General features: G+C 68.2%; 12 protein-coding genes. 6 read left to right on the top strand and 6 right to left on the bottom strand.

The window, feature by feature from the left end:
- Positions 1-175 precede the first annotated feature (175 nt).
- The 3 genes from ACIA8C_RS11410 to ACIA8C_RS11400 all read right to left on the bottom strand — a co-directional run bounded on the left by ACIA8C_RS11410 (position 176) and on the right by ACIA8C_RS11400 (position 3,727).
- A complete protein-coding gene (locus ACIA8C_RS11410) occupies positions 176-1,762 on the bottom strand; it encodes a hypothetical protein (protein ID WP_397133429.1) in 1,587 nt (528 codons plus the stop codon).
- Complete coding sequence (locus tag ACIA8C_RS11405; RefSeq protein ID WP_397133427.1) at positions 1,749-2,882, bottom strand: hypothetical protein; 1,134 nt, start codon at positions 2,880-2,882, stop codon at positions 1,749-1,751. Before ACIA8C_RS11405 ends, ACIA8C_RS11410 begins: the two co-directional genes overlap by 14 nt.
- A gap of 62 nt (positions 2,883-2,944) precedes the next feature.
- A complete protein-coding gene (locus ACIA8C_RS11400; protein WP_397133425.1) occupies positions 2,945-3,727 on the bottom strand; it encodes an SDR family oxidoreductase in 783 nt (260 codons plus the stop codon).
- Positions 3,728-3,915: 188 nt separating this feature from the next.
- Between ACIA8C_RS11400 and ACIA8C_RS11395 the strand changes: the two genes are divergently transcribed.
- From ACIA8C_RS11395 to ACIA8C_RS11380, 4 genes are read left to right on the top strand one after another with little or no spacing between them, the layout of a single operon-like run.
- Positions 3,916-5,259, top strand: coding sequence for a lipase family protein (locus ACIA8C_RS11395; RefSeq protein WP_397133423.1), 1,344 nt, complete (start codon positions 3,916-3,918; stop codon positions 5,257-5,259).
- Between the two features lie 49 nt (positions 5,260-5,308).
- Positions 5,309-6,157 (top strand): tRNA (guanosine(46)-N7)-methyltransferase TrmB, encoded by an 849-nt coding sequence (trmB, locus tag ACIA8C_RS11390; protein ID WP_397133421.1) that lies wholly within the window; start codon positions 5,309-5,311, stop codon positions 6,155-6,157.
- Positions 6,154-6,882, top strand: a complete 729-nt coding sequence (locus ACIA8C_RS11385; protein ID WP_357384686.1) for an NYN domain-containing protein — start codon at positions 6,154-6,156, stop codon at positions 6,880-6,882. Before trmB ends, ACIA8C_RS11385 begins: the two co-directional genes overlap by 4 nt.
- Positions 6,883-9,894 (top strand): MMPL family transporter, encoded by a 3,012-nt coding sequence (locus ACIA8C_RS11380; RefSeq protein WP_397133419.1) that lies wholly within the window; start codon positions 6,883-6,885, stop codon positions 9,892-9,894.
- Positions 9,895-10,084: 190 nt separating this feature from the next.
- Here the strand turns inward: ACIA8C_RS11380 and ACIA8C_RS11375 are convergent, their stop codons facing one another.
- On the bottom strand, positions 10,085-11,815 hold the full coding sequence (locus tag ACIA8C_RS11375; protein WP_397133417.1) for a DUF2339 domain-containing protein: 1,731 nt from the start codon (positions 11,813-11,815) through the stop codon (positions 10,085-10,087).
- Positions 11,816-12,398: 583 nt separating this feature from the next.
- Between ACIA8C_RS11375 and ACIA8C_RS11370 the strand changes: the two genes are divergently transcribed.
- Both ACIA8C_RS11370 and ACIA8C_RS11365 read left to right on the top strand, forming a co-directional pair.
- A complete protein-coding gene (locus ACIA8C_RS11370) occupies positions 12,399-12,593 on the top strand; it encodes a type II toxin-antitoxin system VapB family antitoxin (protein ID WP_397133415.1) in 195 nt (64 codons plus the stop codon).
- Positions 12,583-13,002 (top strand): PIN domain nuclease, encoded by a 420-nt coding sequence (locus ACIA8C_RS11365; RefSeq protein ID WP_397133413.1) that lies wholly within the window; start codon positions 12,583-12,585, stop codon positions 13,000-13,002. Before ACIA8C_RS11370 ends, ACIA8C_RS11365 begins: the two co-directional genes overlap by 11 nt.
- Before the next feature lie 258 nt (positions 13,003-13,260).
- On the opposite strand, the gene ACIA8C_RS11360 is transcribed toward ACIA8C_RS11365, so the two are convergent.
- On the bottom strand, positions 13,261-13,917 hold the full coding sequence (locus ACIA8C_RS11360; protein WP_397133826.1) for a DUF1707 domain-containing protein: 657 nt from the start codon (positions 13,915-13,917) through the stop codon (positions 13,261-13,263).
- Between the two features lie 126 nt (positions 13,918-14,043).
- Positions 14,044-14,679, bottom strand: a complete 636-nt coding sequence (locus tag ACIA8C_RS11355; protein WP_397133824.1) for a response regulator — start codon at positions 14,677-14,679, stop codon at positions 14,044-14,046.
- Between the last annotated feature and the right edge of the window lie 58 nt (positions 14,680-14,737).

The raw sequence follows: 14,737 nt of genomic DNA, 5'->3' as shown, positions 1-14,737 counted from the left end.
ACACCGAGCGCCACCATTGGCGGGAAGGCACCCGCTACGACCAGTCGAAAGCGCGCCCCGGCTGGACGGCGGACGAGGACTTAGCGGACGCCCAAGTTCCTGATTAGAGGTTAACGCGATGTGACGACCGGTACTGAATCGGGTTCGTCACTATGTACCCATTCTTATGAGTTGATCAACCCGTGATCCAACGATCGAGGATCGCGATATCCCTTTCGCATGCCGCCAGCTGGCCCGGTTGTTCGGCAACCATCCGGCGTAAACGGGCCTCGAGTTCGGCGACTCGGCGATCGGTTTCCACCATACGGGTCGTGCTCACCTGCACGACTCGATCGGCCAGCACCGTCTCAGTTTCCACCAGCGCGGTCGCGACGCGCTGCTCGAGCTGGGCTTTTACGTTGATCAGCGCGTCGGACACCCACTGCCGCACGTGCGCGCGATCGGCGAGTTGCCCGCGCGCCCGCACCACCCAGCCCGCCGCGCCCGCACCGAGCAGCAGGGTCACCGGGACGCTCGCGAAATCCAGCGCGGGCACCAGCGAAAGTGGCGAAACCAACAGCCTGCCGAGGCCGACACCCGCCGACGCGCCGAGCGCGATCATGAGGTGATCTTCGACACCGCGGTGCCGCGGATCGGGGTCGGGGCCGACTCGGGGTGCGGGGTCGCGGCGGCGCAGCGGCAGGCTGTTGCCCGGTGCGACCACGCCGTCGATGTGTGCGGTGAGTTCGCCGAGTCGCCGGTCGATGGCGAGGTCGACCGCGCCGGTCAGTTCGGTGGCCGCGTGCTGCAACCGCTCCGGATAGCCGCCGAGCTCGCTGCGGCGCATCCGGTCGAGGTCGGCGCGGGTCGCGGTGTGCAGCGCCCTGATCCGGGCACCGACCTCGGTCATCAGATCGACCCGGGCCAGGTGCAGCTGGCCACGCAGGGTGGACATGGCGGTGGCCCGGCCGCCGTCGCGGCCGGCGAGCAGCACGGCGCGCTCCTCGCGCAGCTTGGCCGTCTCGGCGCCGGAGTGCAGCGCCGTCACCTGCTCGCCGACCCGCTGCCTGGTATCGCTGAGCACGCGCGCGGTGACCGCCGCGAGCCTGCCGCCGCCCTCGGCTTCGGCGCCGAGCGCGGCCGCGGCCAAGGCCGCGTGCAGTGCGCCTAGCCCGGACCGATCCAGCAGTCCCGCGTCGCCCGCGGTGCGCGCCGCGGCCGCGAGCCGCGCCGACACCGCGATGATGTCCAGCTCGACGGCGCCCTGCGCGGCGAGCAGCTCCAGGTCCCGCGCCCGCACCGAGCGCCAATCCTGGTATGCGTGAATGCCGTTCATAGCGAGCAGGATTCGAGTGCCGTCCGCGCGCAGGCGGTGCACGATGCGCAGGGTGTCGGCACCGATGGTGGTCCCGGCGTCCAACAGGATCAGCGCGACCGGCGACGGCGCGGTGCCCGACGGTGCGGTGGTCTCCACCGCCGCGCTCGCGTCGGCCACCGGATCCGCGAGCGCGATGCGCGGTTCGAAGCGGGCCAGCTCGGTCCGCAACAGCGTGGTGTTTGCGTCGGCGGGCCCGATCAAGGTGACCGCACCGGCCGCGCCGGCCTCCTTGACCGCGCGCAGCAACGCGGTGCCCTGCGGATTCCACCGTGCCACAACGGCTTCCACCTCCGGCGGTGGACTGACGGCACGAGCGGCCTCGGCGGGGACGGCTACGTCGGCGGGCAGCTCGAGCGGTCGGTCGGCGCCGACCGGCGGGCCGGCCAAGGGTTCAGAGCCCGGCACTGCTCATCCGTTCCCATAGTCGGATGTAACCGTTGTGCACGCGCAACGCCGCCCGCCGTGCCGTAGGCGGCATATCGCTGGATACGACGGCGCGCCAGCGGGCGGCCCTGGCCATCGCGTCGTCGGCGTCGGACGGCGCCGGGGCCGGGTAGCCGGCCGCGAGATGGGCGACCGCGGGATGCGCCAGGCCCGCGCACAGGCCGAGCCAGCGGGCGTCGTCGCCGAAGAGGTACGCCTCCAAGATGTCTCGGGCCGTGCTGCCCTGCTCGGGGACCGCCCTGGCGGCCAGCCGGGTGAGTTCGTCAAGCAGTTCGCCACCGCGCAGCGCGGAGACCTGCTCGTAGCGGCGGTGGAGCAGGTGGTGCAGCGCGTCGATTCCGCTTGCGGCGTGCAGGATTTGCAACACAGTCTGCGGAGCGAGCTCGGGATCGTGGCCGAGCGCGGCCAGCGCGCAACTCACGCCGTGCAGGTCCCAGCGCTGCAACAGTTGCTCGCGATCGGCGAGATGCGGGCCGGGGGCGACGAACAGATCCGGGGAAAGTGTCAGCGCGGCATCGGCATTCGCGGCCAGCCTGCGCAACGCGATCAGGTCGGCCTCGGTCATCGCACCCGACCTGGTGCGCAGGGCCAGCGAGGCGACAACCGGAAGCACGGCGGTGCCGACCTCCCTGCCGTACTGCTCGGCGGCGGCGACCGCATCGCCCCACCGTCCGCCTATCGCGTCGGCCTTGTTCAACACCACGATGGTGCGCTCGGGCGGCAGCGTGGCGAGCACCCTGCGGTCCGCGGGCGACGGCGCGGCGGACAGTACGTAGATGACGATGTCGGCGTCGAACGCCGGATCGGGCATGTCCGGCTCGTCGACCGGACCGGTCTCCACCGCCGACATCAGCGCGAGCGCCCGCAGCACCGTCGTCCGGCCCGCGTGCGCGCGGCCCATCACCTGGATGCGCGGCGGCGTGCGCCAGGCGCTGACCGCGGCGCCGGCCGCGTAGCCGATCTGCTTGTCGCGTCCGGTGCCGAACCGCAGGTCGGCGAGGAGCCGGTCGAGCTGGTCGTGTTCGCGCGCGGGCACCCCGCGTTCGCGCAACGGTCCGTCAGGCTCGGTGGCTGTCGCCATGGTGCACCCCCTTTACGGTGCGCAATTCTTGCAGAAGACGCCCGCGTTGGCGGCGACGACCGTCAGGTACCGCTGAAGTATTTGTTCACGGTGCGCACGGCCCAGTTGGGTGCGTACTTCGCGGCGGCCGCCAGCACCTTTGCCTGCGCGCCGATCTCGTAGTGCACCTTGGGCAGCCTGGCGCGCTTGCGGGTGGCGTCCCAGATGCCCGTCGCGACGTCCTCGGCGGTGAGCCGGACGCCGAGCGACTTCGTCGTTCCCGTCTGCACCCCGTCCACCATCGCGGTGTCAACGAACAACGGCCAGATCGCGATCACCCGGATGTCGTGCCGCTCCCATTCGAGATCCAATGCCTCCGTGAGGCTTTTGACCGCGGCCTTGCTCGCGCCGTAGCTGGCGAGTTCGGGCTGGCCGTAGATGGCCGACGCTGAGCAGAGATTCACCACCTGGGCGCCAGGAGTATCACGCAGATAGCCGAACGCGGTGTGCGTTCCTGCGAGTACGCCACCGAGGTTGACGTCGATGATCGCCTGATGGGCGGACAGCTCGATGCCCTCGAACGGGCCGGCCCGCAGGATGCCCGCGTTGTTGATCAGAATGTCGAGCCGCCCGGCGTCCGCGTGGAATTCGGCGAGCCGCTCGGCCCACTGGGTGGCGTTCATCACATCGAGGATTCCGGTGTGCACGCTGCCACCGGTGCCGGTGATGTCGGCCGCGAGCCTGGTCAACCCGACTTCGTCGATGTCGTAGGCGCCGACGTGGTACCCCTGCGCAGCGAAAAGCAGGGCCGTCGCCCGGCCGATTCCGGCCGCGGCACCGGTGATGAACACTGACGGTCTGCCCATGCCGCGCAGTCTAGTGCGGCCGACCAGGAACGACCGGGCTTCCCAGAGCCGCCACCGGTCATTTACCCTGCATTCCAGTGGTCGGCGCCATAGTTGGTGCGCAACTTCGCGTTTCGAACGCTGCGCACCGACCTCGAGAAGCGCTTGCGAGCGCGAGCGCGCGAGGCCGCACCGACGAGGAGGTCGCGATGACAGCCGATGTCATCGGCACTGCCGATACGGAGCCCGTCCTAGCGGACGGGAAACCGCTGCTGCCGAGTAGCGACCCGTTCCACCGGCCGCCCAAGGGATTCGCGGCCAAGCCGCCCGGCACCATCCTGCGCAGCCGCAAGATCGAGCTTGCCCTGTTCGGCGTTGTGCCGCAGCAGGTCTCGGCCTGGCAATTGCTCTACCGCAGCTGCGACATGCACGGCACCCCGGAGGCGGCGGTCACCACGGTGCTGCTGCCGGTGGACGCCGATCCCCGAGAAGACCGGCCGTTATTGGCCTTTCAGACCGCGATGGACGCCGTCACCGAGAAATGTTCGCCTTCTTACGCATTGCGCTACGGCGCCCGCGCGCTCGGCTCGGTCACCCAGTTCGAGTGGCTGCTCGTCGCGAACGCGTTGCGCCGTGGCTGGGCGGTGAGCATCGCCGATCACGAAGGACCGCGCGGAAACTTCGGCGCGCCACGCGAACCCGGCTATCGCGCGCTCGACGGCGTGCGTGCCGCGCAACGGTTCGCCCCGCTCGGCCTCGGCCCACACACGCCGGTCGCGGTGTGGGGCTACTCCGGCGGCGGCATGGCAAGCGCCTGGATGGTCGAGATGGCGCCGACCTACGCGCCGGAACTCGACATCGTCGGCGCGGTGCTCGGCGCACCGGTCGGCGATCCCGGCCAGGTCTTCGCCCGGCTGAACGGCACCAGCTACGCGGGCCTGCCCGCGATCGTGATCGCGGCCCTGCGCAGGCTCTATCCCGTGCTCGGCGCGATGCTGCAGAACGAGCTCACCCTGGACGGCCGCCGTTTCGTGGCCCGCGCGGAGACCGCGACGCCGTTCGGTGCCATCTTCGGCCTTGCCAACAAGCGAATGGACGACTACCTGAGCCGTCCGCTCGACGAGGTGATCGCGACGCCGGAATTCCAGGCCATGTTCGACGATCTACGCCTCGGCAATTCGACGCCGACCTGCCCGCTACTCGTGCTGCAGCCGATCCACGACCAAGTGATCCACATGGACGGCATCGACGGCCAGGTCGAGCGCTACCGGCGCGGCGGCGCGCACGTCAGCTATGTGCGCGACCGGCTAAGCGAGCACTTCTCGCTGCTACCGCTGGCCACGCCGATCAGCCTGGCCTGGCTCGCGGACCGGCTGGCCGGGCAACCGGTGAGCGACGAGGGCGACCACACCGTGTGGTCGGTCGCCGCATCGCTGACCGGGGCACGTGGCCTGTACGAGATGATGGTGACCGCCGCCAAGGTCGCGCTGGGCCGACCGCTGCGGCAGGAGAGCGCGCCGGTGGCCAGGATCGACCGCGCACGCGCCGCCTGACCTCCCGCTGGACGTCAAGCACACAGTCGATTGCCGCACCACTCCTTCGATGCTGGACAATGGACGCGTGAACGACGCCGCGAACAATACTGCCGAGTCAGTTCCGGGCCCGCCGTCCACAGGTTCGGCCCGGACCGAGCTCGGCGCCGCCTCGGACCGTCCCGAACCCGAGACCCGGAACAACACCGCCTCTCGCCTGTACCCACGCGTAACCAGCTTCCGGTCGCGCCGTGGCGCGCTGACCGCGACACAGCAGCAATCGTGGGCCCGGATGTGGCCGACGATCGGCCGCGAGGTCGCCGACGAACCGCTGGACGCCGCCGCCTGGTTCGGCCGCGACGCGCCCCTTGTCGTCGAAATCGGCTGTGGCACCGGCACCGCCACCTCGGCGATGGCCCAGGCCGAGCCGCACCTGAACCTGATCGGCATCGAGGTGTACCGCCCCGGGCTCGCCCAGCTGGTGCAGCGCATCGAACGCCAGCAGATCGGCAATATTCGGCTGCTGCGCGGCGACGCCGTCGACGTGCTGGAAAATATGATTGCTGCCGAATCGCTAACCGGCGTCCGAGTCTTCTTTCCCGACCCGTGGCCGAAGGCGCGTCATCACAAACGGCGCCTGCTGCAGCCCGCCACTTTCGCGTTGATCGCCAATCGACTAAAACCGGGCGGTGTGTTGCATGTCGCGACGGACCACGCCGACTATGCGGAACACATTGCTGAGGTAGGTGCGGAAGAACCGCTGCTCACAGGCCTGAATGAGGCCACGGGTGGGGTCAGCGCGGAGCATCGGGACAACGCGCCGATCGGTTTCGAAAGGCCCGTCACGAAATTCGAGGGCAAGGCACATCGTGCCGGTAGCGCCATTACCGAGCTCATATGGGGGAAGATTGAATTATGAGTGTCAGTGAGATGGCCCACGAGGTGGTCGATGTTGCCGGGGAGGTGCAGGGAACCGGATCGGAAGGTCTGGGTGGCGCGACGCCGGACGTGCGCCGGGTCCTGCTCGTGTGGGATGCCCCGAACCTCGACATGGGCCTCGGGGCCATTCTCGGCGGGCGCCCGACGGCGGCCTACCGCCCCCGGTTCGACGCGCTCGGTCGCTGGCTGCTGGCCCGCACGGCCGAACTGTCGGTCGGCACCGTGCACCGGGTCGAACCGGAAGCGACCGTCTTCACCAATATCGCGCCAGGCACCGCCGATGTGGTGCGGCCGTGGGTCGAGGCGCTGCGCAACGTCGGCTACGCCGTGTTCGCCAAGCCCAAGATCGACGAGGACTCCGATGTCGACGCCGACATGCTCGCGCACATCGAACTGCGCAGCCGGGGTGCCGGACTAGCGGGCATCATGGTCGCCTCGGCCGACGGCCAGGCGTTCCGCGAACCGCTCGAGGAGCTCGCCGCCAGCGGAATACCTTGTCAGGTACTCGGCTTCCGCGAGCATGCCAGTTGGGCCGTCACATCCGATACCCTCGAGTTCATCGATCTCGAGGACATCCCTGGCGTGTTCCGTGAACCGCTGCCAAGGGTCAGCCTCGACTCGCTGCCCGACGAGGGCGCCTGGCTGCAGCCGTTCCGGCCGCTCACGGCGCTGCTCACCTCTCGCCCAGCGCAAGGAGTCGCTTAAGTGTTCACACGCTGGGGCGATCTGGTCTACAAGCTGCGCTTCGGCGTCATCGGTATCGTCGCGGCCGCGCTGTTGGCGCTGGGCGGATACGGCCTCGGTTTGGGAGACCATCTCAGCTCCAGCGGGTGGGACGACCCGACGTCGGAATCCTCGCGCGGCGCGCAGATCGCCGACGGCGCCTTCGGGCGCGACCACAACAGTGACGTCATCGTGCTGTACACCGCGCCGGACGGTAAGACGATCGATGATCCGGAGTTCCGGCAGAAGGTCGTCGACAGCCTGAACCGGCTGCCGCGCGACTACCCGGAGATCAGCAAGATCAACGGTGCTTACTGGCCGACCGACACGGGTCAGACGTCGCCGCTGACCTTCGGTTCCAAGGACAAGAAGTACACCTTCGCGTCGATCGCCATCAAGGGCAACAACGACACCGAGATGCTGAACAACTTCCGGAAAGTGAAGGACGTCTTCACTATTCCGGGAGTGGACGTGCGGGTCGCCGGCCTGCAGGCGGTGGCGGGCACGCTGAACGACACCATGGCCGAGGACCAGCACCGGATGGAGATCCTGGCCATCCCCGCCGTCGCGGTGTTGCTGTTCTTCATCTTCGGCGGTCTGGTGGCCGCCGGGCTGCCGCTGATCGTCGGTGGTCTCACGGTGATCGGCGCGCAGGGCATCGTGCTGTTCATCACCAGATTCACCGAGGTCAATTCGTTCGTCGCACCGGTTGTTTCGATGATCGGTCTCGGCTTGGCGATCGACTACGGCCTGTTCATCGTGAGCCGATTCCGTGAGGAACTCGCGGAGGGCTACAGCACCCCGGCCGCGGTACGCCGCTCGGTGATGACCGCGGGCCGCACCGTCGTGTTCTCCGCGACCATGATCATCGCCAGCCTCGGCGGCATGCTGCTGTTCCCGCAGGGCTTCCTGAAATCGATCGCCTACGGGTCCATCGCCACGGTCTCGCTGGCGGCGCTGACCTCGATCACCATCCTGCCCGCGATGCTCGGCGTGCTCGGACCGCGCGTGGATATGTTCGGGTTCAAGCGGTTCCGCAAGACCAAGACCGCCGACGAGGTGGAGAACGGTTTCTGGGGCAAGTCCACCCGCTGGGTGATGCAGCATCCGCTCAAGATCGCGATCCCGATCTGTATCCTGTTGCTGCTGTTGATCATTCCGGTGAAGAACCTGGCCTTCGGCGGCATCAACGAACGATATCTGCCGCCGGACAACACGACCCGGCTCGCGCAGGCGAAGTTCGACTCGATCTTCCCGCTGCGCAAATCCGATCCGATCCAGCTGGTGTTCGTCTCCGACGACAGCAACAAGGTCGGCAAGGCGTGGACCGCGGCCAAGCAGGCGCCCGGCCTCAACGGCACCTTCGACGTGCCGTCCCGCTCCAATACCGACAACCAGGTCTATCGCACCAGTGCGACCCTCGCCGACTCCGAGGACGCCGACCCGACCATCGACTATCTGCGCTCGATCGACGTGCCCGACGGCGTGACCATGTACGTCGGCGGACAACCGGTGATCCAGAAGGACAGCATCGACGCGCTGCTGCACCGGATGCCGTTGATGATCGGGCTGGTCCTGCTCGTCACCACGCTGCTGATGTTCCTGACCTTCGGCTCGCTGGTGCTGCCGATCAAGGCCGCGCTGATGAGCGCACTCGGATTGGGTTCCACGCTCGGCATTTTGACGTGGATCTTCGTCGATGGGCACGGGGCCGGGCTGCTGAACTTCACGCCGCAGCCGATCATGTCACCGGTGCTGGTGCTGATCATCGCGGTGATCTACGGCCTGTCCACCGACTATGAGGTGTTCCTGCTATCCCGCATGGTGGAGGCGCGCACGCAAGGCGCGTCGACCACCGAGGCGGTCCGCATCGGCACCGCGCAGACCGGCCGCATCATCACCGCGGCGGCGCTGATTCTGCTCGTGGTCACCGGCGCGTTCGCGTTCTCGGATCTGGTGATGATGCAGTACCTCGCGTACGGCATGATCGCCGCGCTGTTCATCGACGCCACCATTCTGCGCATGCTGCTGGTGCCCGCGACCATGAAGCTGCTCGGCGACGACTGCTGGTGGGCGCCGGCCTGGATGAAGAAGATCCAGCAGAAGATCGGGCTCGGCGAGCCCATCCTCGACGACGAACGTCCCGGCGGCGGTGAGGTTGTCGACCTGGTCAAGACCACGCCGATCACCGATCCGGTCACCATGCAGATCCCCGCCATCGACAACGGCAATCGACCGCGCAAGCCGCGGCGACCGCGCACGGTGGAGGAGATCGAGGCGGAGGCGCCGACCAAACATCTCAACAAAGTGCCGCCTGCCCCCCCGAACGTGCCCGGCACTGCGGCACCGGCGCCGCTCGACCCGACTCGTCAGCGGCCGACGCCGCCGTCGGGTTTCCTGTCGGATCCGAACATGCCGCGGCCGGCCGGGCCGTCGGCCACCGGGGCTACGGGCATCGGGATGAGCCCGAACGCACAGCCGCACATACCTTTCCCGACGATTCCGCACGATCCCACCGGGCCGCGACCCGCTCCGCCTGCGCTGCCGTTCGACATCGGCGCCGCTCGGCCCGAGCCGTCCTCGGGGTCATCGTTCTCGGCCTTCGAGTCGCCCGCCAGCTCTTTCGAGCCGCCCGCACCGCCTGCGGTTTCCACACCTCCTGCGGTTTCCAGGGACGGCGCCAGACGTCCCGAGGCCAAGTTCGAGCCGACGCAACCGACGCCGTCATTGGCGCCGCTGGAGCCACCGGCATACACGGAATTCATTGCGCCGCGCCAGGATCCGCCGGAGCCGCCCACGCACCACGCCGCCCCCGAGCCCGCTGCCGAGGAGCCGTCCGATGCCGGTGACCCGAACCGCAACAGCATCGAGGACTGGATGGCCGGACTTCGTTCGTCCCGGCGCTCCGGTAAGCCGGACGAGGGGCGCCATGCCGGTGGAGACGGGCGCACCGTCAGCGTCAACGAACTGCTGCGCCGACGCGATCGGGACTGAAACGGCGCAGCGCCGAGCGTGGTATCGACCATGCCCGGCGTAGCGCACGAATTGATGTCGAGACGAATATTTGATGGCTGTCGCATACTTCTCGCGACAGCCATCAATTTCTCAGTCGGCAGATATCGGTCGAACCAGTTGATCTTCGAAACGCAAATCCCTCTGGCAGGCCGACCGGACCGCCAAGGGGCTATTCGGCCTGGTTCGACGCTCCGGCTGCCCCGGCGGGATTGCCTGAAGCGGTGGAGGTTTCGGCGAACGCGCGGGCGTAGCGAGTGCCCGCGCCCAGCAGCAGCACGCCGACTGCCAGGAATGCGGCGACGCGGACCAGGCCGTCCAGGGTGGCCAGGTCGAACAGGAACAGTTTGGCCAAAGCCGCTGTGGTGACCAGCAATCCGGAGCCGAGCGCGAGCTTTGCCACCGCGGTGGACCTGCCGATATTGCGGAGTCCGTAGAACAGGGCGGTGGTGGCGCCCGCCATCCACAGGATGGTCGCGGCGCTGTGGCCGATGACGAAGCCGTCGTCCGCGCCGGTCGCTACGCCGATCGAGACGGTCGCGGCGGTCACCGCATACAGTCCTGCGATGCTCGCGGCGATCCATTGCAGCTCCGCGGTGCTCCGCAAGCCAGGGATTCTGCGCGCGCACCACACGGCAACGGCAACGACGGCGAGTGCGAGTACCGCGCCGAGCACCGTCGAGATGCTCAGGTTATCCGCCGAACGCCGCTGGGAGGCAAGTACTTCCGGCCCAGCGATATTCAGGAACGCGAAGGCGCCGAGTATCGCGAACGCCGCACCGATACCCGCTGCGACGCCGGACCGCCGTTGTCCTGCCACGCCGAGGAAGCCCAACGCCACCAGGAACCACGCCGTCGGCAAGGTTCGCGGATCGGTCACCGCGACACAGACCTCGAGCAGCGCGATGGACCCGGCGATGGCGGCGACCACCGCGGTGTGGCTCGGAATCTTTGCTACCGCAGCCAATTTCGGCGCCAGCGCGGTTCCGGCAACCGCCAGCAACACCACCGCGACGATCCCCGCGATGGTCGCCGCGATGGGCCGATCGACCTCATACAGTCCCGGCGCGGCCAGCATCGGCACCGTTGCCAGCGCCAGCATCAGCGATGCGGTGAGATCGGCAGGCCTGCGGCGGACCACCAAGACGGTCCCGGCCAGCCCCACCACAGCCACCGCCACGGCGGCGAGAAGCAGCAATGGCCGTTCCCCTGCCGACGGCCCGCTCAGGATCGCGCCCGCGATCAGCTGGAACGTGGCCAGCACCGCGGGCAACGTCCGCACCACCTGCAGATACGGCCAGTCCCGCACCAATTGCACCGGCAGACAGGCCAACTGCAACACGATCAGGAACGCCAGCAGCACCAGCTCCGTCGTCAGCACCGGCGACAACACGGCCGCGCCGGCCACGACCAGCACCGCCAACGGCTGCGACTGCCACCGCATCGCCAGCGCGACACCGATGGCCGCGACACCCAGCGCCGCCGCGAACCCGAGCGCCGGATGCAGCCAGTGGTACATCGAGGTCACCGCAACAACATCGAGGTATCCGCCCGCGATACCGGTGGCCGCCAACGCAATACCGCCGACCCGGCCACCGGCCCGACCGAATATCCGCATCCCCGCCGCCACTAGCACCGCCGAGAACACCGCGCCCGCAACAACCCTCGGCACCGGCCCGAACAACCCCGCCTGCGCCGCGAGCACCAGCAGCATCACCACGCCGATCAACGTGACGGCCACCCCCGCCACCGCGAGCAGCCGACTGATCACCCCATCCCGCTGCCACCACGGCGTATGCGGAACGGGCGGCCCCGGCCGCGGCGGAGGCGGCGGCCGCATCCCCGGCGGCAGCATCGGCGCACCCATCGGCGGCACCGGCCCCCGCCCCGCATTCGGCGGCATCGCCCCACCCTGCGCCCCCGGAGCCCAACCCTGCGCCGCCGGAGCAAACCGCGGAACGTAGGACGGTACAACCATGCCAGGCGGGACCGGCTGCCCCGGCCAAGGCATCTGAGCCGCCGGGCCAGCCACCGGAGTCCGAGCCCCCTCCGCCGGTGAGCCCCCCGCCTCGGCCGAAACTTCTTGCACCCCAACAGAACCCCCCACCACCTGAGTCCGCAACAACTCCAAATCCCGCCCGAGCACCCCCATCTGCGCCCCCAACGCAGAGAACTCCCCCGAGATGCGCGAAATCAACGCCGGATCGATAGATGTGGTCATAACCCCATGCTGTCCGCCCCACCCACCCGCCAACATGAGTAATAACCCCCGGTAGACGCCAGATAACTACGCGAGTTCAGCCACAGGCGACACCACGTCGGGATGACAGCCAGCCGGATCCGAGCAGGGCCATCGACCAACCGATCCGACCCCGCGACGGCGACGAATACACCAGCAGACGGCCCACACTGAACGGTCGTCCACCTGAATTCGATGGGGAGGATATACAATGGGGTGGAAAACGATATCAAACTTGGAGGTGCCGATGACCCGCACCGTGCTCGATATCGACGATGATCTGTTGGCACAGGCCGCGGAGATCCTCGGAACATCAAAGAAGGTCGCAACTGTAAACGCGGCCCTGGCTGACGTCGTGCGCCGCCGCAAGCGGGAGCAGTTCGCGTCATGGGTGAAAGCCGGCGGCCTCGTCGACGAGTCGCACACACCCAGTGAGCACTGAGCGATACCTCGTCGACAAGTCCGCCTTGGCCCGTTGGGGCAAGCCAGCCGTAGCGCCCGTCCTAGACGAGTTGTCTGCCCGCGGCACGTTGGCCATCTGCGGCGCCGTCGAATACGAGGTCCTCTACAGCGTGCGTAAATCCGCTGAACTCGAGTTGGTGCGGCAAATGCTGCGTGGCTTCGACTGGCTGACTACACCGGACGAGGTGTGGGACCGAGTCAATGACATCCAGATCGAGCTGATCCGAGCGGGTCGACACCGCGCGTTGTCCTTGCCTGACTTGGTGATTGCCGCCACGGCCGAGCGCCACGGGTACACCGTGCTGCACTACGACGGTGACTACGACATCGTCGCGTCCGTCACCGGCCAACCCAGTCAATGGGTAGTGCAAGCCGGGCTAGCCGACTGACCCCACCAGGCTCCACGCCGAATTCGAGCCGGTGTCTACAGCAGCGTCCTGATCGGCGCGAAAGACCGTCAAGTCGATGATGGGTGCACTGCGCGATCGGGCGGCGAAGGTCGCTCGATCGACAAAGCGGCGAGGGCCCCGAGGCTGCATCAGCCAATCATCGACCCGAAAATCCACCGCGCCAAGTGAATTGCCACCAAGTCCCATGCGCGCCTTCGCCCGTCGCATTGGCGTCAACGCCTGACCCGCGCTCCCGAGTCAGTGGCCCATCATGCGGCGCCAGTGCGCCATGAAGGTGTGCTTGGCGGTGATGGAGCCGAAGCGGACGCGGCCGCGAACCACTAGGTGCAGCGGGCCGAAGGGTGGTCCGGTGCGGACCTTGTTGTTGACGCTGGAACCGATCAGCTCGACATCGTTGAGGTCGACGGTCGCTTCGGCGGGGACGATCAGCGTGAGCGAGCTGCAGTAGTCGTCGACGTTCAGCTCGACCACCTGGGTCGACATGATGGCCTCGGTGAAATCCAGGGTCACCCCGGAGAGCCAGCTGTTGAGCTGCAGCGACGGCGCGACATGCCACGGCCCGCGCCTGTTCACCCCGGACAGCCGGGAGCGGATCACGCCGCCTGGCGAGTTGTGCGCGCCGAGCGGGGACAGTGCCGGACGGTGCTGCTTCACGAACGAGGGGGCGGTGTTCACGAAGGTCGATGGCGGCGCGGCGGGCTGACCGACCAGGCGGACACCGGGCAGATCGATCAGCACGGCATTCAGCTCGCCGCGCGTCTTCGCGGCAAGCGCCGTGTCCATCCGCTCGGTGAACTCGCCGAGCGAGAGCATGCCGAGCCCGACGGCTCGCTGTAGCAGCTGGCCGACGTGCTCGCGCTCGACGTCGGACACGCGTAGATCCCGGTCGCCTATCGCGTCTCCGGAGCCGACGCCAGTGGATTCCGATTCGGGTCCGCCCATGGTTCGAGATTACCGATCCGAAGGGCGGCATGTATCAGGGCAATCCCGGATAGTGGTGTACGACTTTCGCCTCACCTATTACTCATCGAGGCCCTGCTCGATCGCGTAACGGGTGAGCTCGACCCGGTTGGCCAGCTGGAGTTTGCGCAACGTCGCCTGCACATGGTTTTCGACGGTCCGATGGCTCAGCCCGAGCCGCGACGCGATCTGCTTGGCGGACAACCCTTTTGCCACCATCCGCAGTACCTCGGTCTCCCGGTCGGTCAGTGCCGGGCGGTGTGGCTCGTCGGGTTCGGGTGGAGCGGTGGCCATCCGCCGATACTCGCCGAGGACCAGGCCCGCCAGGCCGGGGGTGAAGACCGGCTGTCCGGCCGCGGTCGCGTGTACCGCATCGATCAGCTCGGCCACCGACGCGCTCTTCACCAGGTAACCGGAGGCGCCCGCCTTGATCGCGTCGAGCACATCGTCGCGTTCCGCCGACGCCGAGAGCACGAGCACCCGGCTGTCCGGCGAGACGCGCAGCACCTCCGCGGTGGCCTGCGCGCCGTTCCCGTCGGGCAGCTGCATGTCCATCAGCACCACCGCCGGCCGCACCGCCGCCGCCCGCCTGGTCGCCGCGCCGACCCCGTCCGCGGTGGCGGCGACGTGAAAGCCCGCCTCGGTGAGGTCGCGCGAGACACCGTCACGCCACATCGGGTGGTCGTCCACCACCATCACCGAAATGGCCTCGGTCGCACCATTATCGGTCACGCCACACCTCCTGAGTCGATCG

It is taken from the genome of Nocardia sp. NPDC051321 (assembly GCF_044455225.1).
Classification (GTDB): domain Bacteria; phylum Actinomycetota; class Actinomycetes; order Mycobacteriales; family Mycobacteriaceae; genus Nocardia.
Note: the sequence above shows the minus strand (reverse complement) of the source record. Positions and strands in the feature narration are given on the sequence as shown.

Excerpts from the sequence above, each read along its gene's own strand:
- ACIA8C_RS11405 (WP_397133427.1), bottom strand. The coding sequence starts at position 2,882 with ATGGCGACAGCCACCGAGCCTGACGGACCGTTGCGCGAACGCGGGGTG.
- ACIA8C_RS11400 (WP_397133425.1), bottom strand. The coding sequence starts at position 3,727 with ATGGGCAGACCGTCAGTGTTCATCACCGGTGCCGCGGCCGGAATCGGC.
- ACIA8C_RS11395 (WP_397133423.1), top strand. The coding sequence starts at position 3,916 with ATGACAGCCGATGTCATCGGCACTGCCGATACGGAGCCCGTCCTAGCG.
- trmB (WP_397133421.1), top strand. The coding sequence starts at position 5,309 with ATGCTGGACAATGGACGCGTGAACGACGCCGCGAACAATACTGCCGAG.
- ACIA8C_RS11385 (WP_357384686.1), top strand. The coding sequence starts at position 6,154 with ATGAGTGTCAGTGAGATGGCCCACGAGGTGGTCGATGTTGCCGGGGAG.
- ACIA8C_RS11375 (WP_397133417.1), bottom strand. The coding sequence starts at position 11,815 with ATGCCGCCGAATGCGGGGCGGGGGCCGGTGCCGCCGATGGGTGCGCCG.
- ACIA8C_RS11370 (WP_397133415.1), top strand. The coding sequence starts at position 12,399 with ATGACCCGCACCGTGCTCGATATCGACGATGATCTGTTGGCACAGGCC.
- ACIA8C_RS11355 (WP_397133824.1), bottom strand. The coding sequence starts at position 14,679 with ATGGTGGTGGACGACCACCCGATGTGGCGTGACGGTGTCTCGCGCGAC.